Below are 21,261 nucleotides of genomic sequence, written 5' to 3'. Positions count from 1 at the left end.
CACGACTGGTACTAGATCATAACTTTATACGGGATCGCGACTTTGTACGGGATCATGATTTTGTATTAGGCCATCAGTTCGTTTTAGAACCACTGTTCCACGGATTAAAGGGCGCACTGCGACCCGTAGTCTCGCTACTGTTATCAGTCTGCGCGGATTGTGGACGCGCTACAGTGGCTTTTGCCTCCGGCTTAGATTTAGCACTGCGATGCTTTTTCGCATGGGCGGTTTCAAAGGAGCCTTCTTTCGCGGGGCGTGAGGTTCTGGCCTCAGGTGCGCGGGCTTTAAAGGTTTTTGGCGTGGTATTTTTCGGCACAAAGTCGAGGATAGAAACTGGCACTTCTTTGTTCGGCACAAAGCCTTCAATTTCTTTACGCACTATGATGTGGCCTAAACGGCGCTCGATAGCACATAGGTTTCTAAAATCATCTTTGGAAACAAAGGAGATGGCTTCGCCGCAGGCGCCAGCACGGCCGGTTCGGCCAATACGGTGAATATAATCATCGGCTTCATCGGGCAGATCATAGTTGACCACGCGGGTAAGGGCGTCGATATCGATACCGCGAGAAGCCACGCCGGTCGCAACTAAAAAGCGCAGTCTTCCGGACTTGAAATCGACTAATAATTGCTCGCGTACCGCTTGGCTGCGACCACTGTGAATGGCTTCGGCGGCAATACCGCGTTTTTCGAGTTGGCTGACCAGTTTGGCGGCACCTTGTTTAGTCTGGATAAAGATCAGTGCCTGTTCCCAAGCTTGCTCAGTGATGAGTTTGCTTAACAGGGCAGACTTTTTATCTTTATCGACAGTGATCAACCATTGGTCGATTTGCGGTGCGTTCGCACTGTCGCGGGCAATTTCAATCTCAACAGGGTTTTCAACCGCTGTTTTCGCTAAAAAGCGCACTTGCTTAGATAAGGTTGCCGAAAACAACAGATTTTGGCGTTCTGTTGGCAGACGTTCGATGATTTTATTGATGTCTTCGATAAATCCCATATCGAGCATTCTATCGGCTTCGTCTAGGACTAATACCGAGATTTCATCGAAATGAATCGCTCTTTGGGTGTACATATCGAGCAATCTACCGGGGGTCGCTACCAGAATATCGACGCCTTCGATAAGGCGTTGTTTCTGTGGTGCGGCATCGACGCCACCATACATGGCCATAGATGTCAGCGGCAGGTATTTTGCGTATTTGGCAATATTGTCTTCTACCTGAACGGCCAATTCGCGGGTTGGCGTTAAGATCAAGGCGCGAACGCGTTTAGCCCGAATTTTCGGCATATCGGCAAACATTTGCAGTATTGGCAACACAAAACTGGCGGTTTTACCTGTACCCGTTTGCGCGCCAGCCAGCAGGTTTTTACCTTTCAAGATCACCGGAATGGCTTTTTCTTGGATTGGAGTAGGTTGTGAATAGCCGAGCTCAGTGATGGCTCTTAAAATCGGATCGCTTAATCCAAGTTTGGAAAATGGCATTGAATGTCTCAGGTAAAGGGTCAGGTCAATAATGTATAAGCAAACTGTTACGCCAACGCGTTAACAGCGGAGCAGGGTGATATTATAGCAGGAGGTGAAACAGAATAGGCGATTATCATTATCTGAGTATGTTTAGTAGAGCAGGGATTTTAACTCGAATAGAGTAAGTGGCATAAATATCGATAACTCACAATTTTGTAACCGTAGATGTATTCACGGCTAACACTGCTGCAATTATTGGGACAATATGATTAACTTAGGTAATTTTTGCATGCCTGTTAAATATCAACAAAGGACCCATAATAATGAAAAAATCCGCTATTTCCCTTGCGATAGTGTTATCGCTGGCCGGCCTTGCTGGTTGTCAATCCCATACGAGTCAAACCAAGCCTGTGGTTGCGGCTGAAGTTAAAGCCCAGTCATTTGAGCAATTTTCAGTATCCTTTATTGATTCATTGTGGGAATTATCACCGACGTGGGCCTTATACAGTGGCAAGCATGTTAATGATGGCTACCTTGAAATCCCCGATGCGGCAGGTCGTGCGAAAACACTAGCGTTTGTGAAAGCACAACAAGCCAAATTGACCCAGTTCGAGCAAAAGTCCCTGACGCCGAATGAACTGATTGATTATCATCTGATCGACAATTTACTCGGCAGTATGGCATGGGAAATTGACAGTTTTAAATCTTGGCAGTGGGATCCTTCAAGCTACAACGTATCGGGCGGTTTTGCCCAAATCATCAATGAAAACTTTGCCCCATTAGATGACAGATTACGTTCTGTATTAGCGCGTTTAGAAAATGTACCAACTTATTATGCAGCCGCGCAGGCAAACATTAGCAAGCCGACATTGGAACATACCGAATTAGCCGTGATGCAAAACCAAGGTGCATTTTCGGTGTTTTCCGATGACTTATTAAAACAGGTCGCCGATTCTGGTCTGACGGCTACGGAAAAAGCGTTATTTAAAACGCGTTTTGATGCTGCCACTGCCGCGATTAACGGCCATATCGCTTGGTTAGACAGATTAATGGTTCAACTCAAAAAAGACGGTGCCCGTAGTTTTAGAATTGGCGAGGAACTATACGAGCAAAAATTTGCCTTTGATATCCAAGCGGGCATGACAGCAAAACAGCTGTATCAAAAAGCCGTGGCCGATAAAGACCGTGTTCAAGGGGAAATGGCAAAAATTACCGATAAGTTATGGCCTAAATATTTTACTACGCCAAAACCTGCTGACAGTAAGCTCGCTATTCGCCAGTTAATCGATAAATTATCGACTCAGCATGTTCAGCGCGATGAATTCGTGAATGAAGTGCGTAAGCAGATTCCAGAGTTAATTGAATTTGTAAATAAGAAAAACCTAGTCACATTAGATCCTAAAAAGCCACTTGTCGTCCGTGAAACACCCGAATATATGCGTGGTTATGCTGGTGCTTCTATTAGTGCACCAGGACCTTACGATAAATCTGGTAATACTTATTACAACGTGACGCCGCTCGATGGTATGAGTGATGCGTCTGCCGAGAGTTATTTACGTGAATATAATCACTGGATCCTGCAAATCCTCAATATTCATGAAGCTATCCCTGGGCACTACACTCAATTAGTTTACTCGAACCAATCACCGAGTTTAGTGAAAAGTTTATTCGGTAATGGCGCTATGGTCGAAGGCTGGGCGGTATATACCGAACGCATGATGCTCGAAGAAGGTTATGGTAATTTTGAGCTTGAAATGTGGCTGATGTACTACAAGTGGAATTTACGTGTTATCTGTAACACTATTTTGGATTACAGCATCCATGTGAAAGGCATGACCGAAGAGCAAGCCATCGCCCTGATGATGAACGAAGCCTTCCAACAGCAGGCAGAAGCCGAAGGCAAGTGGCGCCGCGCCACGCTTAGCCAAGTTCAGCTGACGAGCTACTATTCTGGTTATCGTGAAATCTATGATTTCCGTGACGAATACAAGAAAGCGCAAGGCAAAGATTTTGATCTTAAAACCTTCCACGAACAATTCTTGAGTTACGGCAGCGCGCCAGTGAAATATATTCGTCAATTAATGCAAAACAAATAAGTTCGCATATTGATATAAATTAGCAGAGCTCAGGCTCTGCTTTTTTTATGCCGAATCGTTGCACACATTACCGTGAGGAAGTGAAGTCAATACAGTTACTGATGAAATGAAATCGTTAACACTCAGCAAATAATGGCAAGCAGATCCTATTGCCATATAACTGAAAAATTATATATTTCGTTATATGGCATATGCAGGTGTTAGCCGAAAAAATTGACGGCTTAATGATAGAGCAGAATAGCGTTATGTTTAATTCTTAGATTTAGATGATGTCATCAGCGCTAAGACTTCATCGTAAGAAATGTTAAATTCTCTCGACAAGTTAATGATTTTTGTTTTGTAGGTTTGAATGTTTTCTTGCTGGGCTAATTGATGTTTCTTTTCTTCAACTAACTCGTTAACTGTTTCTTGTAATATCAATAATCGACGTAAACTATAGTCGAGGGATTTAATATATTTACCCATTTGTTGCTTGTTACGTGCTTGCTCAAGATCCGTTGAGACTTTTTTATCATATCCATATTCATCTAGAGCCGCGATTGCGCTCTGCAAATCAAGATCAGTAGTCATTTGGTTTTCGCTTTATAACAAAGAGGTGTGAGAACAGATTGATGAAACTTTCTTATGAAACATTAAAGGGTGTCATAGGACGTTAACTATCGCAGATTATAGTGCCTATGCCAATATACACCAAGCCTTTGCTGGTTAAAATTAAATAAAAAATTCGCTGATTTTTGCTTTGACCTTGTCGGGGTCTACAATTATGGGTAGTCTAAAGTGATAGGCTATTATGGAGATTCAAATGCTTGATCTACTACCAGATTTATTTGACCACTATCCGTCTAAATTACAGTTACTTCCCCTCGAATTTAAACCCTATGGCGGTAAGCGGCTCTTTTGGGGCGAGATAGTCACAGTCAAGTGTTTTGAAGATAATTCTAAGGTAAAAGAAATACTTGCACAGGATGGGCAAGGAAAAGTTTTGGTTGTCGATGGGGGCGGCTCTCTGCGCCGCGCATTGTTAGGCGATCTCATTGCGCAAAGCGCACTAGATAATGGCTGGCAAGGGATAGTGATCAATGGTTGTGTTCGTGATGTAGCCCGATTAAATACTTTTAGTTTAGGTGTTTATGCCTTAGGTGCCATGCCGATAAAAACCGAGAAGTTAGGTCAAGGCCAAATTAATGTTGCTGTAGATATGGGCGGCGTAATGGTTAAGCCCGGTATGATGCTGTATGCCGATGAAAATGGTATTGCAGTAAGTGATGAGATGTTGAACTTTGCATTTTTAAATTAACATTTTTAAATGAATTAGTAGCTTTAAATTCAAGTTGTTTTTGATAAGGATATTTATATGAAATTCATTAAGTGGCTCCTGGCCTTAGTGGTGACGCTCATTCTTTTAGTCACCGTTTATCTTACCGTATTTTTCGACCCTAATGATTTTAAACCTGAAATAGTTGATGCCGTCAAAAAACAAACGGGTCGTGAATTAGTCATTACTGACGATTTATCCTGGACCTTTTTCCCTGTTATCGGCATTAATTTAGGGGGCGTGTCTTTATCTAATCCTGAAGGCTTTACCCCTAAGGCTATGTTAGAAGTCAACAAAGCCGTTGCCGAAGTGGCGTTGATGCCATTGTTTAGTCAGCAAATTGAAATCGCGGAGCTGAGTCTTGATGGCGCAACCATTAATTTAGTGACTCGTAAGAATGGCACCAGCAGTTTTGATGGATTAAGTGGTGATAATAGTAAGAAAGCTGCAACGCCAGCGGCCGAAACTTCCTCAAATGCCAAACTGAACGATATTAATATTGGCGGTATTTCAATCACCAATACCCAAATTAATATGATTGACGAAGCGAAAAAGCAAACTCAAGTCTTTACCTTAAAAAGCTTCACCTTAGGTGAATTCGCTTTAGAACAATTTGCGCCCATCGCCTTTGAATTCAGTGCAACTATGCCGGACATGACGGTAAGCAGCGAAGGCAAAGGTGAGCTCAAACTAAGCCGAGACTTTACGCAACTCGTCGTCAATGGACTCAAAATTGACACTGTGGTGGAAGGTGAAAGTATTCCCAATAAGAAACTCGAAACATCGATTAGCTTAGCGACTCAAATCGCATTGGATAAACAGCAATTGTCCGTCGATATTGCGCAGCTTAGCGCGGCGAGCATTACCGCTGCGGGTAAAGTTGGCGTGAATTACGCCACGAAAATTCCGCAAATCAATGCTGATTTTCAAGTCGGCGATATCGATTTAGATACGCTGTTACCTAAAATGGATACCGCTGCCGCAACAGAACAAGCACCCGCTGCCAGCACTCCGGCAGTTGAGCCTGATCTCTCTGCCCTTAAGCAGCTTGATGTAAAACTCAAGTTGACCGTTAAGTCTATTAAGGTCGCTAATCTGTCGACTCAAAATTGGTTGATGGATGTGGGAATTAAAAATGGCGTGTTAGATCTAACGAAACTGAATGCGGATTTATACCAAGGTAAGTTGCTGGTGAGCGCTCAGGTCGATGCACGTCAAGCGGTGGCAAGTTATCAATTCGATAAAAAAGTGACGGGTGTACAAATTCGTCCTTTGTTGAAAGATGCGGCGGATGTGGATTTACTGGCGGGTACGGCCAACTTTGATGTGAAAGGTAAAGGTAAGAGTTTGATCCCTGAGCAGTTAAAGAAAAATCTATTAGCCAATGGCCATTTTGATATTAATGACGGGGCTTTGTACGGGGTTAACATACCGCAGATGATCCGTAGCGCCCAAGCTAAGTTAAAGGGTAACTTATCGCCAGAAACCAAGGAAGAGCGCAAAACCGACTTCTCGAGTCTGACCGGTAGTTTCTCGCTGGATAATGGCGTTGCCACTAACCCAGATCTTGCTATGTCTTCACCTTTATTGCGTTTGGCGGGCAAAGGTACGGCGAATTTATTGACTGAAGCCTTAGACTACAGATTGACGACTAGCCTAGTGAATTCATTAAAAGGTCAGGGCGGTAGCGACAAAGATGCGCTGGCTGGAATTGACATTCCGTTGGCTATTACCGGGACTTTCCAAAAACCTGAATATGCCTTGGATACTAAAGCGTTACTGAATAATCAGTTAAAAGAAGAAACCGACAAAGCTAAGGAAAAATTAAAAGACTCCTTACTGAAAAAACTAGGAGGTTTCTAATGGTTGCTCCAATGCGCTACGCATTGCTTGTTTGCGCGAGTGCTTTTGTCGGCGGGCAACTTGTTGGGTGCTCGGCGCCTGAAGCTGCTGATACGAGTCAGTCTACCAAGGGCGAGACGACAACAGCCGCGGCGGTTCAGCCTGAGATTGTTCGCGCTGCCGATCTGGCGCTCGATGTTTCAGGCCTTAAAAGTACACCGACATTAAAGGTTGAACCTATGATGACTGATGCTTCGCCAGGACTGCTTCGCGGCGAGTTAGCCTTAGAGCCATTTGTGGATTTCAAGCAGCCAGTTAAGGCGACGTTGACTGTGACCAATCCACAAACCTATGCCGTCGGCCTGCGTTACAACTCAGGGATGACGGCGGATTTGTGGCTGGTAACGCAGGAGGGCAAACGTCTGTGGGCATGGTCCGATGATATGATGTTTACCCAAGCGTTACGCGATAGCCAATTGGCAGCGGGGAAAGTGATCACCACTTCCTTTAGCATTCCGCCCAAAGCGTTTGCTGGAATACCCGCTGGCGGTGCTCGTTTAGAAGCGCATTTTGCCGCTAAAGCATTAGAGTCTGATGCCGTCGTTATGGCGCCTGTTGTCTTATTACTGACGATGGAATAACGCCGCCTCTTATAATATAGAAAGTTCATAATAGAAAAGGCAGCAATCCAATAGGGTTGCTGCCTTTTTGTTATCTGTGGCTCAATCTTGCTAAGGGTTTATATTGCACCAATCAGTTCGAACTATGTGCCTGTTTAGCCTTATGCGTTTAACTTACTTTCATCGACCACTAATTTAATCACTTGGCCTGGTTGCAAATATTGTGATTGCGCTAGGCTATTCCATTCTAATAGCTCGGCCACAGTCACGTTAAATTTGCTGGCGATACGGGCAAGTGAATCACCGGATTTGACCTTATAACTCACAGTGCGAATTTGCGCAGTTTGCTCAAGATTTTTCGGCGCTAAGATCACCAGTTTTTGACCATTTTGTAGCTTGTCACTCTTACCTAATTTGTTCCAAACGCTAAGTTGTTTCACTGTCACTTTATGGGCTTGGGCGATTTCAGAAAGTGTGTCACCAGACTTAACCTGATAGGCAATTTTTGTCGATTCAGTCGCAGCGTGCGATTTCTTCGGCAATTGTTGCTGAGTCGACAGGGCATAGAGCTGTTTGTCTTGCGCATCGACAGGAATAATCAAATGCTTGCCCGCGACTATGGTATTGTTTTTCATGCCGTTGGCGGCGCGAATTGCATTAATCGTCGTGTGGTGCTGCTTCGCAATTTTGCCAATACTGTCACCTGATTTGATCGTGTAGCGTAGCCAACTGATCCTATCTTCGGTTTCTGTTTCGGCGAGCGCTTTCTTAAATTCTTCCGATTTATCAATCGGTAATACTAAAGTGTGCGGCCCCAGTGGCGAAGTGGCCCAGCGGTTGTAACCAGGATTGAGCTTTTGCAGCTCAAGTGTGGTCATGTTTGCTAAACCTGCCGCCATGGCTAAATCAATTTGGCTATCAATATCAACTACTTCAATTGAAGGATTGTTGCTGATTGGCGCTAAGGTGATGCCATATTCATCGGCGTGTTTAATGACTTCTGCCAGCGCAAGCAGTTGCGGCACGTAGCGTTCGGTTTCACTGGGTAAATCCAATGACCAAAAGTCGGTTTTTAAGCCTTTCTTCTCGTTACGTTTAATCGCATTGAGCACCCGAGATTCACCCGAGTTATAGGCCGCAATAGCATAAAGCCAATTGTTATTGGTTTTATCGTAAAGATATTCCAACATGTCGAGCGCCGCAGTCGTTGAAGCGGGCACATCACGGCGACCGTCGTACCACCAGTTCATTTCTAAACCGAAATGGCTGGCCATAGGCGTGGTGAATTGCCACAAACCCGATGCCGCACTTGCTGAAGACGCCGATGGATCAAAGGCGCTTTCTATAATAGGTAATAGGGCGATCTCAATCGGAAGATGACGCTTTTCAAGCTCTTCCACGATCAGGTACATATAAGGTGCAGCCCGCTCTGAGATGATCTCTAGATGCTGCGGATTTTTGATGTACCAATCGCGATATTGGTTTACCAATTTTTGATCCGGAACCGGTAACTGCATACCTTGACGTATTCGCTCCCACACATCGGTAATTTGCGCCGACGGAGCCTCGGTTGCGAGGTAATATTCTGGGACTGTATTTTCGGTTGTGACGGCTTCAACTTCTGTCTGATTAACGCCATGGTTGTCTAATGTTTGACATCCTGTGAGTAGGGCAAATCCCCCTACAAAAACATAAAGTGATACTCTCATTGAAAACGGTAGTCCTCTGTTAGTGCATAGCTTTTCTTTATAGTAACAGTATGTTTTATATGAAGATAAAGACGACGCAGCGCGCAAAGTTTTCACGCAAAACGAGCCATTCTATGGGATCTTTTCGATCTTGTCCCTTAATTATCGTACATAATGTAAGGCCATTTTTGATTTACATCATCAAAAATGAGAAAAACTGTTTAAATTTCAATCTACAATATTGCTTTTGTGATCAAAAATTATCTTTCCACTGTCTGAGCAGGGTAAAACTGCTAAGTTCGTCTAAATTGGCATGATTTAGATCGCTAAAATGCTGTTTTATGCTGTCAACAATCTCAGTATCGCTGGCACGTAAAAAGGGATTGATGGCGCGTTCTAAGGCGATGGTGGAGGGGATAGTCGCTTTCTCTTGGCGACGCAGCTGTATGGCGCGTTCGTTATAGTCTTGCAGCGCGCGATTGTTGGGATTGACCGCGAGGGCAAATTTGAGGTTTGAAAGTGTGTACTCATGGGCACAATACACCCGAGTGTCGGCGGGAAGCTTGGCAAGTTGCTGCAATGAGTCGAGCATTTGCGCTGGCGTCCCTTCAAATAAGCGTCCGCAGCCACCGCTAAAGAGGGTGTCACCACAAAATAAGGCATCTTCAATAACGTAGGCAATATGTCCTGCTGTGTGCCCTGGAGCAGCTAAAACTTGCAGCTCGCTACTCATATAGCCGAGTGTTAATCTGGGCTGCGCTGCTGCGTGCAGTGGATGGGTGATGCCTTTAATCTTCTCATTGTCTGGGCCAAAGACCGTGAGCCTGTCTTGACTGTAGGCTTGAAGTTCAGCGACGCCACCCGTATGGTCGTTGTGGTGGTGGGTCAGTAAAATCCCCGTGAGCGTGAGTTGATTGGCCTCGAGATAGTCAATAACTACATTCGCATCACCGGGATCGACAACATAAACCTGTGTTTGCGGCTGTTGTTGTAACACCCAGATATAATTGTCATTAAAGGCTTTAATCGCTGTTATAGTGAGCATAGAACTGCCTATGTCTGTATTTCAATTTGAAGATAAAGGTATTATCCATAAGTGAACAGCCTTTGGCGACCTTTGCCGCTTTTGCCCTGTGGCAAAATGGCAGTAATTTTTGACCCAATTGGATACTTGTCTACCAAGCTAACGGAGGAACTCTGTGTCGCATTTTAGTACTGAGCTCAAACCCGAACAATGGAGCGACTTGCCCAATGGTGAAGCGCTGCAACAAGCCGTTGCTAAGCAGCTTGAAGATTGGTGGCCAAGAGTCTTTGGTTATCATTTGTTAAAGTTAGGGCCTTTGAGTGCCGAATTATCGAGTATGGCATCGCCAGTGGCCCATCATTTTTCACTCTCGTCATCTCAAGGCGCCTCAATTGAAGGTGATTTTTGCCATTTACCCCTGCAAAATGCGGCGATAGATGCGGTGGTCATGAGTCTATTACTCGAATTTGAATCCGATCCTTACCGTATTCTTCGCGAAACCGACAGGGTACTCATCGCCGGAGGCTATCTTTTTATCATCGGTTTTAATCCCTTGAGTCCGGTATTTTTGGGTAAGTTGTGGCCTAAGTATCAGGATTGCCTCCCATGGAATGGCCGCTTCTTTATGCCATCAAGGGTGCGAGATTGGTTAGGTTTATTGGGTTATCAAGTGGTGGGCGATGAACGTTTGGTCTATCACCCTTTAATGGGCGATTTCACCCAAGGCAAATTTTTTCAACAGAGTTTAGCGTCATGGCTGCCTAGCGCGGGCAGTTTGTATTTGATTGTGGCACGCAAACTTGAGTCGCCACTCACGCCTATCCGCGATAAACGTAAGGTGCGGCAGACAAATTGGACCACGGCACCGACCGCGGGACGTTCAGGGCATTTATCAGAGCATTCGAAAAATGGATAAGCCTTTTCTATTTTAAGTACAGGTTTTTATATGCGGATCACCCTAAGACAATTGGCGGTATTTGAGGCTGTGGCGCGTAGCGGCCAAGTCGCAAAGGCGGCGGAGCAAGTTAATTTATCACCACCTGCCACTTCTATGGCCTTGGCAGAGTTAGAAAAACAGCTCAATGCCCGCCTATTCGAGCGCATTGGTAATCGATTACAGCTGAACTCGCAGGGTAATTTATTGTTGCCACTGGCGACGGATTTATTGCACCGTGTCGAGCAAATTGAGCAGGCATTTACCTACCATGGCGGCGATTTGGTTGGGCGGTTAAGTATCAGTGCCAGTTCGACCATTGGTAACTATTTGATGGCGAAAGCCGCAGTGGCATTTTGTCAGCAACATACTCAAACCCATGTGGATGTGGCGATTACTAATACTCAAGATGTGATCCAAGCGGTTGCGCAGTTCCGCTCAGAAATGGGTTTTATTGAAGGCCATTGCACTGACAATCGTTTGAGTGTCGAGGCATGGCATAAGGATAGATTACTGGTGTTTTGCCATCCGGCGCATCCTCTAGCAGGGAAAGTCTTTAAACCGGCGAAAGTGAGAGGCCAGTCTTGGGTGCTACGTGAAGAAGGCTCGGGCACTCGTGAGTATTTTGTCAATGCTGCCAATGAGTTGGATATGCAGCCAGAAGCTAAGTTCTGCTTTACTACGCCGGATGCAATTAAACTGGCGGTGAAACAAGGTGCTGGGCTTGGGGTGTTATCTGAGCTGGCGCTAGAGAAAGAAATCAGCCGCAAAGAGTTAGCATTAGTCACGATTGAGGGATTAGTGCTGGAGCGGCAGTTTTATCGTATCACCCATAAGAGTCGTCAGGCGACATCCTTAGGTCAAGCTTTTGTGCAGTTTTGTGAGAATTTTTTCAATATCGCAGGTGTAGAAGTTAAATAAACTTTTTATAGCAATGGCCCTTGTGAACAGTAAGCCTAAGCGATTTGTTTTAGAAGTTAATGTTGACGGTGGGCTTAAACGGTGAGATTAATCGCGAAATAAATCATCACGCCTAAGTATTTAGCTTAGGCGTGATGGCATCGAACTCACTTTTCTAATTCAGTTTTCTAACTTACTTTCGAATTTAGCTTGTATGAATTTGGGTTGTTCAAACTTAGCTCATTTAAGTAAGGGCCACAGAGTTAAGGCTGGTAGCCTAAGTCGGGTTGGGTTGGTTTAGATTCTGCCGCAGTGCGAGCTAACACGTCGCAACGTTCGTTTTCGGCGTGTCCTGCGTGGCCTTTAACCCATTGCCAGTCGATAGTGTGCATCTGTGAGGCTTTATCTAATCGTTTCCATAGATCAACGTTTTTGACTGGGGTACGGTTTGAGGTCATCCAGCCTTTTTTCTTCCAGCCATGGATCCACGTCATTATGCCTTGGCGCATATATTGGCTGTCGCTGGTGAGCACGACTTGGCAAGGCTCTTTCAAGCTTTCTAACGCTATGATGGGAGCTAATAACTCCATGCGATTATTGGTCGTGAGCGCAAAACCGTCGGACATCTCCTTTGTATGGCCTTTATAATTCATTACAATGCCATAGCCGCCAGGACCGGGATTGCCTAAGCAAGAACCGTCGGTGAAGATGTGGATCAGTTTTAGTTCAGTCATCAAATTGTTACCATAGCCGGGAATTTCGGCCGAGTATAACCAAAAATTGTCATAAGAAGCGCATAAAAACATGAATATTATCTCTAATGCTAGCCGTCAGGTTATTTTGGATACCGAAACCACAGGTATGAACCAGGGCAGCGGCGCCATTTATTTAGGCCATAGGATCATCGAGATAGGTTGCGTGGAAGTGGTGAACCGTCGTTTGACGGGACGTTATTACCACCAATATATCAATCCTGGGCAAGCAATCGATCCTGAAGCCATCGCCGTTCACGGTATTACTGATGAGCGTGTTTCTAAAGAGCCGCGTTTTCATCAAGTTGCCCAAGAATTTATTAACTTTATCGACGGTGCAGAAATCGTCGCCCATAACGCGAACTTCGACGTGAGCTTTATGGATCATGAGTTTTCACTGTTGCAGCCGCGTGGACCGAAAACCGCTGATATTTGTCAGATCCTCGATACCTTAGAAATTGCTAAGTTCCTGCATCCCGGCCAGAAAAACAATCTCGACGCTCTCTGTAAGCGTTACGGTGTGGATACGTCTCGCCGCGAGTACCACGGCGCTTTACTCGACGCCGAGATCCTCGCCGATGTTTATTTGATCATGACAGGCGGCCAGACAAAGTTTAATTTGTCTAACGAAGAAGCGGGGCAGGAAGCGGGGGGGATCCAACGTTTTGATCCGCAATCACTTAATCTTAAAGTGATCGGTGCATCGGCCGATGAATTGACTATGCATGAACAACGCCTTGATTTAGTCGCAAAATCAGGTAAATGCCTCTGGAGAGGATAGAAAAATCATTATGCCGATGTCGTGCCATAAACTTATTTTAGCGCTTTGCCTTGCTGTCACTACACCGCTTGTGAGTGTGACGTCTGTATTGGCCGCCGACCAAGAGCCCAACCAAAAAGTTGTTAAGTCGCCTAAGGCTGCCCCGATTGTAGGATTGGAGACGGCCTCAGAGCTTAAAAACCGTTTTCGTATCGACCATATGGTCGATAACATGACGCTGTTAGTTGAGCGTGAATACGGCTCTGCGCCAGTAGTGATAGTGTTGCCCGATGGCAGTAAATGGTATGCCAATCGCCATCCCGAAACCGTTAAGTGGGTCGATGGTATTACTGGCGACATTATTTACATTGAATCACCTATGCCTGGACCTTGGCAGTTGGTGGGCAAAGTCGTCCCTGGTTCGACCCTCAAAAAACTCTCTAAACTCGAAATCGAAGTGCAGCCTTTGCCGCAGCCGCTATTCCAAGGTGAGCAAGTTAAAATTGTCGCCCAGTTGATGGGGGATGCTCAGCGTGTGCGCATGCCGGGACTCGACTTTCTGGTGGAATGGACGGCTCATTTTGTGAGTAAGCACAGGGCCGGCGATGAGAACTTTGCCGCGGGTGACATTATTGTTGGTTCCTATAAAGACAATGGTGAAGATTATGATGAAAAACCCGATGATGGCGTATTTACCAGTAATCTCAATGTAAAGCAGCCTTGGGGTGATTATGAGTTTGTGGTGCAGGCACGCAACAACGTGTTTGAGCGGCAGATTTCATTTCCGTTTAGATTATCGCCGCGGCCAATTAATTTAGAAGTCATTACCCCAGACGATCCGTTAACAGGGCAATGGAAGATCATGTTGCACGTCGATAGTGCTGTGCTGCAACTGGCTGAAACGCATTTTTCCTTTGAGTTGGTGGGTCCTGCTGGCTTACAACTGCCTTTAACGGTGAATGGCCTTACTGAGCCGGACTCTGAATTAGATTTACCGACTGTGACTGAGTTTGGTAGTTATCGTATTAAAGGTTTCGTGGCGACGACAACGATTACTGGTCGAGAGATTGTGCTTGATTTACCTGAGCTATTTTTCAACTTAATTCAGCCACCAGAGCCACCACCGAGCGCCGAAGAGTTAGCTGCTGTTGCTGCACAAAAAGCGGCAGAGGAAGAAGAACTTGCAAAGAAAGATGCGATGTTTTGGATCATCACAATCAACACTATCTTATTAGTCTTGGGCGTGGTGGGATTAATTGTGTGGCGTAAACGCCAAAGTCTAGCGCAGGCCTTAGCTGCCGCTGAGTCACGTTTATTGGAGGAAGCATCAGCGAATTCAGCTGCAGCGCCTTCGTTAGATGAAATCGATCTCACTATGCCAGATGAAGCGGATAAAGACCGATAGTTCGCAGTCACTTGATGTGTTTGATTAATCACTTTGAACTGCGGCGTTTCAGCGATATTTGGGACATAAATCAAGCTCAAATATTGATTTGGTTTTTTTTTAATCAAATGAAAAATATAAGTAAAAAAACGGTTGACGCCCGCAGGGCTCAACCGTATTATTCTTCGCATCTTAAGCAGAAGCCTTAATAAGTCAGTTTGATTATCATATTTCTGTTTTAGCTTCAGCGGCCTGTCACGCTGAGGTTAGCGGGTTTAAAACTCGTCAGATATTAGATATGGAAGAATTTGGAGCGGTAGTTCAGTTGGTTAGAATACCGGCCTGTCACGCCGGGGGTCGCGGGTTCGAGTCCCGTCCGCTCCGCCAATTTTCATCAGGCCCATGCTATTAAATAGCATGGGCTTTTTGATTTACATCCATCCAATATTGCTATTTCTCTCTTCGTGACCGTGACCAACAAGTGACCTCAACTTAATTTTAATCGATGCTTTTATCACACGCTATGTGGCGATAAATCCACTCATGGCTAACAGGCTCTTTTACAAGACTCAAAACATGCGAAATCTGCTCTGGACTCCAATCGAGTTGCTGCAACAGCAGACTCTCTATTCGCCGGTAAGGTATCGTATATTTGGCCGATTGACGCCTAATTTCTACTGCTTTTTGATGTGCTATCTTTGGGTGTAGTTTGGTTGTCCTTGGTCGCGTTGTATCTCACGATACACGCTGGAACGATTACAATGAATGCATTTGGCAATGATGGCTATCGAAAGCCCTGTTCTAACAGAACTGAAATCTATTATCGTCAAGCTACGGTCAACTGTTCACCATTTATGGTGATACTCTTTTATTGTGGCGAGATAAAGCGTACCACTTTTCAGCAGTTGACTCCCTCTACACCTCAATTAAAGTGTCGCAGTTATTATCTGAATTCTAGGGCATCAACACCTCGGCCTTAGCCGTCACTCAAATTTCAAAATCTTTTTTCAAAAAACTCTAATGTTTGCCTAAAACACTTAAAAGAGCTGCGCTATTTACTTTTACGCCAACCGGTATTGCAGCTAAATCAACAAAGAAGTTTGGATTATGGTTGGCATAAGGCTGTGGGAGGCCCTTAGCACGTGCAGCAGCAAACATTTCTGGTGGCGCTACGCCAACCAACACAAATGCATACGGTGTTTTATGAAATCTAAACGCTTCTTGAAAGTCTTCAGAGCCCATGACGGAGGGGAACTTGGCGTTCACTTTCTCAGGACCTAAAAGCTGTTCAAGCACAGGATTAATGCGCAGGATTAACTCTCTGTTATTGACCAGTGGACCAGCGTGTCCTTTCATGGAACGAGTTGGCATTTTATCTGACGAAACCCCCGCTGCGATTGCAATACCTTGATTCACCTCATCAATCCGCTTCAACATTTTTTCACGCACTTCCGGCGTAAACCAGCGCAAGTTGAGTTTCAATAACGCCTGTTCAGGAATCACATTGTTGTTGTAACCGGCTTCAATTGCGCCAACCGTTAAGACGGCGGAGTGTTGTGGGTCAATGTTTCTACTCACGATAGTTTGATATGCCAATATGGCTTGTGCTGCCATAACCACCGGATCAATTGTGAGTTCGGGCGAGGAGCCATGTCCGCCAATACCTTTGAATAACACATCAATCTGATCTGTGCCTGCCATTCTTACACCTTCGGTGCTTGACACATAGCCAACTGGCCCCGGTGCTGTATGTGCACCAAATGCATAATCAGGCACAGGGAAACCACGCTCCCATAGTCGGTCATCGACCATGGCTTGTGCGCCTAAGCCAACTTCTTCGGCAGGTTGACCATAAACAACGAGCGTACCTGACCATTCATTCTTGAGCGTCGTCATGGCTTTAGCCATGCCAAGCATCCATGTGACATGTGACATGTGCATCATGTCCACACGCATGCATTACGTCAATTTCGCTACCATCAGGTAATCGTTGCTTATTTTTAGCAGCATAGCTTAGACCAGTTGCCTCCTTGACTGAATTAGCATCCATGTCTGCGCGAAACCATACTGTCGGCCCTGACCCGTTTTTTAATACTCCCACTACGCCGGTCTTGCCAATACCTTCAGTCACAGTAAAGCCAAGGGCTTTTAATTCTTTAACTACAATCGCGGCTGTGCGTACTTCAGTAAATGCGATTTCCGGATGTTGATGCAAATCTTTGAACATCGCTTCAAGGCGCGGCGTATCAGTATCGACTAATTGGTTCACTTGCTTCAAAAGAGCCGATGGAAGTGTCTTGGTCTCTAAGTCTGCGGCAGCTGCTAAGTTGTATGGCATAATAACGTTTGCGACAAATAAGCACGCTATTGGACGCCATTTTCTTAATCTGAATAGACTCATCTCACTGCTCCTAAAGCCATATTTATAGGTTTTTATACGTTGTTAAAGCCAAATTTTAAGCGGCATTGCTGATTCATAGCTCAGAGGTCAATTGACCTATTCGCTCTTTTTAACCACATTCAAACGTTGAACTAAGTCTTGATATTGAGAAGATTTCTGCAATAACTCATGACTCAGTTTTCGTAAACGATCAACTTGCTCAGCGGATAGGACGAAACTTGTCGGTAGGTTGTTGAAATACCCACGCTCTGTTTCATCCTCTATTTGCTCAAAACTCAGTACAATCGGTGTGATTGTAATTGGTAAGCCTACTTTTCCATTGAGCTGACTTTGTAAGCGCTGTGACTTGTTCAATGCTTTGGCCATATCTTCAATTAAAGAGATCGTTTCGTAGGAATACTGATCAATCGGGGTACTAATCGCCCTGAACGCCACTTCAAGCTCATTCGGTGGTATTGCAGATTGCCCCCATTTCACCGTTGGTGTCGACGAGGAGTTGACAATAATAAAGGCAATATTTCTTATCGGAGCCTCACCGTAAGCTTCGCGTTTTTCTTGAACCAAGGGCAGTGCTTCAAGTAACTCTAAAATTAAACGAGCACCTAAATTATCGGATATACCGCCATCAGCAAGGTGTAAATAAGGTGTTTTGTCACTATTTTGTATCGATTTAAGTTCGCGAATTCTTTGCAGGGTGCGAATTGGTAAATCGTTTTTATTTTTGGCTGACGTCAGAGCATCATCTACCCAAGGTGGGATGTTATCTCCACAATTTAAGCCATAGTTGTTAAAGGTGATGGGACTAAACAATATGGGTACGGCCGATGAAGCCGTCGCTGCTCTGGATAATTTAACCGCTGATAAATCAGAGCAAATGAGATCAAAGAAATCTTGAGAAAATGTAAATCGAGAACTTGATGCCGTTTCTGTCGCTGAGACTACTATCCGTGGTCCTTTTTTGTCGATGAGATCTGCGAACGTGGCGTGATTAAACAGAATTTCATCGTAATAATCCTGACTCATATCAGACCGACTATAAGTTGGTTGCCAAATATCTGGCCAATTAAACGGGTTGATCCACTTTTTAAACAGCGTACCTTGTACATCTCGTTTTAAAAAACGCGTCTCGTATTCTTCAAACAAACGATCGCCATAAAGTCCGTAAGCTAATGCAGTGAAGCTTCCACCTGATACGCCTGTAATGTAATCCACTTCTTCGAGTAAATTTTTGGCACCCGATTTTCCATTGATGGATGTTGCACGTAACTCTTCGAGAACACCATACGAAAAAGCAGCAGCACGCGTCCCACCACCAGAAAATGCCAACATAAAAACAGTCGATGGGTCTTGGCCAATCAATTCTGAACCATGAAAAAATCGATAACCCTGATTGGGTTCAACTTTACTAATTGCAGGATTAATTGACCTAGTTGCACATGCACTGAGTGCGCAGGAACTGATTAAAATTATCAAGTGAGTTAAGCGTTTCATCTGAATCATCGCCTTTGATTTATCAAGTGGTACATATATGACTCAGTCACTGTAAATTGTAATTATTGCTGACGCATGAATCTCGGAGTATATGAGTATGACTTTGCTCATAGTAAATTAGGAATTCTACAGATTTAAAGCCATTAAGCGATGCTTAGTTCTGATTTCAGTTTAAGTAAAGTCTTAGCTGATACGACGAGTGAGCATTGTACTGGTACTGCCGTTCTGTCACGCTGGGGGTTCGAGTCCCGTCCGCTCCGCCGAATTTAAAGCCTCATCGAAAAATAAGGCTTTTTTAATTTTAATCTTTCATTTAATCACTATAGTGTTTTTACAGAAATGTACTACAGCTTCTTATGATTAATTACGTTAGCTTGTCTCGTTTTTTAGTAATCATATTCGTTCCGTATAAAGACTAGTTTTACGGAATTTTATTTATACCGATATAGATGGCATGATGCTTAATCTAGGTTGTTATCATCTATATCATTGAGGTTAAGCTCATGAATACTGAGCTTACTCACCTAAAGGATTTTTTATGGTTGAACAAATCACGGGTATGTTAGCGCTGATTGGGGTGTTATCGCTTTTTTGTCAATGGCTTGGTTGGAAACTACGGTTACCGGCGATTTTGCCTTTACTGCTCTGTGGACTCACCCTCGGCCCCGGACTTGGTTTTCTCAATCCCGATGCGATATTTGGCAATTTACTCTTTCCGATCATTTCTCTCGGCGTTGCCGTGATTTTGTTTGAGGGCGCTTTGACCCTCAACTTTAAAGAAATCAAAGATCATGGTCGTATGGTGACGCATCTTGTGACCATAGGGACAGTGATAACTTGGGCTTGTATCAGCACGGCCACCTTTTATTTACTCGATTTTAGTTGGGAAATTGCACTCCTCTTTGGCGCATTAGTGGTGGTGACGGGACCGACGGTTATCGTGCCTATGCTTAGAAGTGTGCGCCCTAAATCCCAACTTGCCAGTATTTTGCGCTGGGAAGGCATAGTTATCGACCCCATAGGCGCATTGCTGGCGGTATTAGTTTTTGAATATATTACAGTTTCAGGCGATCCCACGACACATGTGCTCTATGCATTAGGCTCTATGCTTTCGCTAGGATTAGGGCTCGGCGCTGCGGCAGGTTACCTCACAGGGCAAATATTAAGACGCAACCTGTTACCACATTATTTGCGTAATACCGCAGTCTTGACCTTAATGCTGGGTATCTTTGTCGGCTCTAACCTATTACAGGAAGAGTCGGGATTACTGACTGTGACCGTTATGGGCATTTGGCTTGCCAATATGCGCGGTGTGGATATTGCTGAAATCCTCGAATTTAAAGAAACCTTAACCGTACTGTTGATTTCGGCACTGTTTATTTTATTGGCGGCGCGATTAGATTCTAATGCCATGCTCGATCTAGGTTGGGGTGGACTGGGCGTTTTAGCGGTCACTATGTTGCTAGCACGGCCACTGAGTATTTGGGTTTCTGGTATAGGCACCTCTTTATCGAGGGCTGATAAGTGGTTTTTATGCTGGATTGCACCGCGAGGCATAGTCGCTGCGGCGGTATCGTCATTGTTTGCGATTAAGTTAGAAGCCAACAATGTGCAGGGCGCTGATGCGATTGTGCCCTTAGTGTTTTTAATTATTATCGGCACGGTCGTTATCCAAAGTTTAACCGCGGGACGTTGGGCGCGATTCCTCGGTGTCAAAGCCGATTCTGCCCAAGGTCTATTGATTTTCGGTGCTTCTAAATTTTCCCGTGAGTTAGCTAAAATCTTAAAAGCCAAGGATGTCAAAGTGCTATTGGCTGATAATAACTGGGATAATATTCGCCTGGCACGTATGGATAATATCCCAGTGTATTTTGGCAATCCCGCATCGGAACATGCTGAAACCTATATGGATTTAACGGGGATTGGCCGCGTGTTGATCATTTCGCCTTATCGACAATTGAACCCTTTAGTGAGTTTCCATTTTCAAGATTTCTTTGGCACTAAGAAGGTCTTTGGCTTAAATAATACCGAAGTGGGCAGTGCGCGCCACCAGCTCTCTGAAACTTATAAGCAGCGCTTATGTCTGTTTGGTGATGCCGTGTCCTATGCCAAGATAGCAAGCCTGATGGCGAGGGGCGCTCAGCTTAAAGTGACCAATTTAACCGAAAACTTCAGCTTTGAGCATTTCCGTAAGCGTTACGGTGAAACGGCTATGCCACTGGTTTATTTAACCAAGGAAGGTAAGGTCGTTGTAGTGTCTGGCAACGATACTGTGTTCCCGAATGGTATTGAGCTCATTAGTCTGCTACCGATTGAAGCCTTAGAAGAAGCCAAAGTACAGCAAGCGATTGCAGAGCGAGAAGCACAGGAAGCCCAAGAGAAAGCCGCAGCAGAAGCCGCTTTAGCGAAGATAAAAGCGGATGAAGAGGCTGAACAATTAAGGCTTGTACAGGCTGAAGCTAAAGTGGCTATTGAGGATAATACCGCTGATCCACTTCAAGCTGCAGATGAGACTTTAGCGAAGAGTTAACCTAGGCTGTGATTGGTATTAGACTCCACTCAGTGATGGAGTAGTTTGAATTGTCATTGGGTCAA

Annotated in this window: 17 protein-coding genes, 1 tRNA gene and 1 pseudogene; 10 read left to right on the top strand and 9 right to left on the bottom strand. The window is 44.8% G+C overall.

Annotation, left to right across the window (positions count from 1 at the left end):
• Positions 1-73: 73 nt before the first annotated feature.
• Positions 74-1,477: a DEAD/DEAH box helicase gene (locus Q4Q54_RS05110; RefSeq protein WP_107404653.1), complete on the bottom strand. Its 1,404-nt coding sequence runs from the start codon at positions 1,475-1,477 to the stop codon at positions 74-76.
• A gap of 305 nt (positions 1,478-1,782) precedes the next feature.
• On the opposite strand from Q4Q54_RS05110, the gene Q4Q54_RS05105 reads away from it, so the two are divergent.
• Complete coding sequence (locus Q4Q54_RS05105) at positions 1,783-3,555, top strand: DUF885 domain-containing protein (protein WP_311987882.1); 1,773 nt, start codon at positions 1,783-1,785, stop codon at positions 3,553-3,555.
• A 249-nt stretch (positions 3,556-3,804) separates the two neighbouring features.
• On the opposite strand, the gene Q4Q54_RS05100 is transcribed toward Q4Q54_RS05105, so the two are convergent.
• Positions 3,805-4,125, bottom strand: coding sequence for a hypothetical protein (locus Q4Q54_RS05100; protein WP_006081481.1), 321 nt, complete (start codon positions 4,123-4,125; stop codon positions 3,805-3,807).
• A 232-nt stretch (positions 4,126-4,357) separates the two neighbouring features.
• On the opposite strand from Q4Q54_RS05100, the gene Q4Q54_RS05095 reads away from it, so the two are divergent.
• Genes Q4Q54_RS05095 through Q4Q54_RS05085 form a run of 3 tightly spaced genes read left to right on the top strand, consistent with a single transcriptional unit; the run spans position 4,358 to position 7,353 of the window.
• Positions 4,358-4,852, top strand: a complete 495-nt coding sequence (locus Q4Q54_RS05095; RefSeq protein ID WP_310803376.1) for a putative 4-hydroxy-4-methyl-2-oxoglutarate aldolase — start codon at positions 4,358-4,360, stop codon at positions 4,850-4,852.
• Between the two features lie 57 nt (positions 4,853-4,909).
• Complete coding sequence (locus tag Q4Q54_RS05090; RefSeq protein ID WP_311987881.1) at positions 4,910-6,733, top strand: AsmA family protein; 1,824 nt, start codon at positions 4,910-4,912, stop codon at positions 6,731-6,733.
• On the top strand, positions 6,733-7,353 hold the full coding sequence (locus Q4Q54_RS05085) for a BsuPI-related putative proteinase inhibitor (protein ID WP_311987880.1): 621 nt from the start codon (positions 6,733-6,735) through the stop codon (positions 7,351-7,353). Before Q4Q54_RS05090 ends, Q4Q54_RS05085 begins: the two co-directional genes overlap by 1 nt.
• Positions 7,354-7,493: 140 nt before the next feature.
• On the opposite strand, the gene Q4Q54_RS05080 is transcribed toward Q4Q54_RS05085, so the two are convergent.
• Positions 7,494-9,041 (bottom strand): LysM peptidoglycan-binding domain-containing protein, encoded by a 1,548-nt coding sequence (locus tag Q4Q54_RS05080; RefSeq protein WP_311987879.1) that lies wholly within the window; start codon positions 9,039-9,041, stop codon positions 7,494-7,496.
• Between the two features lie 232 nt (positions 9,042-9,273).
• Positions 9,274-10,065 carry a hydroxyacylglutathione hydrolase gene (gene gloB, locus Q4Q54_RS05075; protein WP_311987878.1) on the bottom strand — a complete coding sequence of 264 codons (792 nt, stop codon included), beginning with the start codon at positions 10,063-10,065 and terminating at the stop codon, positions 9,274-9,276.
• 154 nt (positions 10,066-10,219) lie between these two features.
• Between gloB and Q4Q54_RS05070 the strand changes: the two genes are divergently transcribed.
• The gene (locus tag Q4Q54_RS05070) at positions 10,220-10,960 is read left to right on the top strand and encodes a class I SAM-dependent methyltransferase (RefSeq protein ID WP_311891775.1); all 741 of its coding nucleotides are present in this window, start codon (positions 10,220-10,222) and stop codon (positions 10,958-10,960) included.
• 30 nt (positions 10,961-10,990) lie between these two features.
• On the top strand, positions 10,991-11,899 hold the full coding sequence (locus Q4Q54_RS05065; protein WP_311987877.1) for a LysR substrate-binding domain-containing protein: 909 nt from the start codon (positions 10,991-10,993) through the stop codon (positions 11,897-11,899).
• Between the two features lie 242 nt (positions 11,900-12,141).
• On the opposite strand, the gene rnhA is transcribed toward Q4Q54_RS05065, so the two are convergent.
• Positions 12,142-12,612 carry a ribonuclease HI gene (rnhA, locus tag Q4Q54_RS05060; RefSeq protein ID WP_006081489.1) on the bottom strand — a complete coding sequence of 157 codons (471 nt, stop codon included), beginning with the start codon at positions 12,610-12,612 and terminating at the stop codon, positions 12,142-12,144.
• A 70-nt stretch (positions 12,613-12,682) separates the two neighbouring features.
• On the opposite strand from rnhA, the gene dnaQ reads away from it, so the two are divergent.
• From dnaQ to Q4Q54_RS05045, 3 genes are all read left to right on the top strand, one after another.
• Positions 12,683-13,411 (top strand): DNA polymerase III subunit epsilon, encoded by a 729-nt coding sequence (gene dnaQ / locus Q4Q54_RS05055; protein WP_106650381.1) that lies wholly within the window; start codon positions 12,683-12,685, stop codon positions 13,409-13,411.
• A 10-nt stretch (positions 13,412-13,421) separates the two neighbouring features.
• A complete protein-coding gene (locus Q4Q54_RS05050) occupies positions 13,422-14,795 on the top strand; it encodes a TIGR03503 family protein (RefSeq protein WP_311987876.1) in 1,374 nt (457 codons plus the stop codon).
• Between the two features lie 289 nt (positions 14,796-15,084).
• Positions 15,085-15,161: transfer RNA gene (locus Q4Q54_RS05045), tRNA-Asp, on the top strand.
• A gap of 123 nt (positions 15,162-15,284) precedes the next feature.
• Here Q4Q54_RS05045 and Q4Q54_RS05040 read toward each other — a convergent pair.
• The 4 genes and pseudogenes from Q4Q54_RS05040 to Q4Q54_RS05025 all read right to left on the bottom strand — a co-directional run.
• Positions 15,285-15,591: pseudogene (locus tag Q4Q54_RS05040) on the bottom strand (IS30 family transposase); the annotation flags it as partial.
• A 200-nt stretch (positions 15,592-15,791) separates the two neighbouring features.
• Entirely contained in the window at positions 15,792-16,682 is an 891-nt protein-coding gene (locus Q4Q54_RS05035; RefSeq protein WP_311987875.1) for an amidohydrolase, read from the bottom strand.
• The gene (locus Q4Q54_RS05030; RefSeq protein WP_311987874.1) at positions 16,675-17,175 is read right to left on the bottom strand and encodes a hypothetical protein; all 501 of its coding nucleotides are present in this window, start codon (positions 17,173-17,175) and stop codon (positions 16,675-16,677) included. Before Q4Q54_RS05030 ends, Q4Q54_RS05035 begins: the two co-directional genes overlap by 8 nt.
• Positions 17,176-17,271: 96 nt before the next feature.
• Positions 17,272-18,666, bottom strand: a complete 1,395-nt coding sequence (locus Q4Q54_RS05025; RefSeq protein ID WP_311987873.1) for a patatin-like phospholipase family protein — start codon at positions 18,664-18,666, stop codon at positions 17,272-17,274.
• Positions 18,667-19,204: 538 nt separating this feature from the next.
• Between Q4Q54_RS05025 and Q4Q54_RS05020 the strand changes: the two genes are divergently transcribed.
• A complete protein-coding gene (locus tag Q4Q54_RS05020; protein WP_311987872.1) occupies positions 19,205-21,196 on the top strand; it encodes a sodium:proton antiporter in 1,992 nt (663 codons plus the stop codon).
• Positions 21,197-21,261 lie beyond the last annotated feature (65 nt).

Origin of the sequence: Shewanella sp. SP2S2-4, from assembly GCF_031932025.1 — a bacterium.
Classification (GTDB): domain Bacteria; phylum Pseudomonadota; class Gammaproteobacteria; order Enterobacterales; family Shewanellaceae; genus Shewanella; species Shewanella baltica.
This window is presented reverse-complemented; position numbering and strand designations above follow the sequence as displayed.

Excerpts from the sequence above, each read along its gene's own strand:
- Q4Q54_RS05025 (WP_311987873.1), bottom strand. The coding sequence starts at position 18,666 with ATGAAACGCTTAACTCACTTGATAATTTTAATCAGTTCCTGCGCACTC.
- Q4Q54_RS05065 (WP_311987877.1), top strand. The coding sequence starts at position 10,991 with ATGCGGATCACCCTAAGACAATTGGCGGTATTTGAGGCTGTGGCGCGT.
- Q4Q54_RS05100 (WP_006081481.1), bottom strand. The coding sequence starts at position 4,125 with ATGACTACTGATCTTGATTTGCAGAGCGCAATCGCGGCTCTAGATGAA.
- Q4Q54_RS05035 (WP_311987875.1), bottom strand. The coding sequence starts at position 16,682 with ATGGCTAAAGCCATGACGACGCTCAAGAATGAATGGTCAGGTACGCTC.
- Q4Q54_RS05030 (WP_311987874.1), bottom strand. The coding sequence starts at position 17,175 with ATGAGTCTATTCAGATTAAGAAAATGGCGTCCAATAGCGTGCTTATTT.
- rnhA (WP_006081489.1), bottom strand. The coding sequence starts at position 12,612 with ATGACTGAACTAAAACTGATCCACATCTTCACCGACGGTTCTTGCTTA.
- dnaQ (WP_106650381.1), top strand. The coding sequence starts at position 12,683 with ATGAATATTATCTCTAATGCTAGCCGTCAGGTTATTTTGGATACCGAA.
- Q4Q54_RS05110 (WP_107404653.1), bottom strand. The coding sequence starts at position 1,477 with ATGCCATTTTCCAAACTTGGATTAAGCGATCCGATTTTAAGAGCCATC.
- Q4Q54_RS05080 (WP_311987879.1), bottom strand. The coding sequence starts at position 9,041 with ATGAGAGTATCACTTTATGTTTTTGTAGGGGGATTTGCCCTACTCACA.
- Q4Q54_RS05105 (WP_311987882.1), top strand. The coding sequence starts at position 1,783 with ATGAAAAAATCCGCTATTTCCCTTGCGATAGTGTTATCGCTGGCCGGC.
- Q4Q54_RS05050 (WP_311987876.1), top strand. The coding sequence starts at position 13,422 with ATGCCGATGTCGTGCCATAAACTTATTTTAGCGCTTTGCCTTGCTGTC.
- Q4Q54_RS05020 (WP_311987872.1), top strand. The coding sequence starts at position 19,205 with ATGGTTGAACAAATCACGGGTATGTTAGCGCTGATTGGGGTGTTATCG.
- gloB (WP_311987878.1), bottom strand. The coding sequence starts at position 10,065 with ATGCTCACTATAACAGCGATTAAAGCCTTTAATGACAATTATATCTGG.
- Q4Q54_RS05095 (WP_310803376.1), top strand. The coding sequence starts at position 4,358 with ATGCTTGATCTACTACCAGATTTATTTGACCACTATCCGTCTAAATTA.
- Q4Q54_RS05085 (WP_311987880.1), top strand. The coding sequence starts at position 6,733 with ATGGTTGCTCCAATGCGCTACGCATTGCTTGTTTGCGCGAGTGCTTTT.
- Q4Q54_RS05090 (WP_311987881.1), top strand. The coding sequence starts at position 4,910 with ATGAAATTCATTAAGTGGCTCCTGGCCTTAGTGGTGACGCTCATTCTT.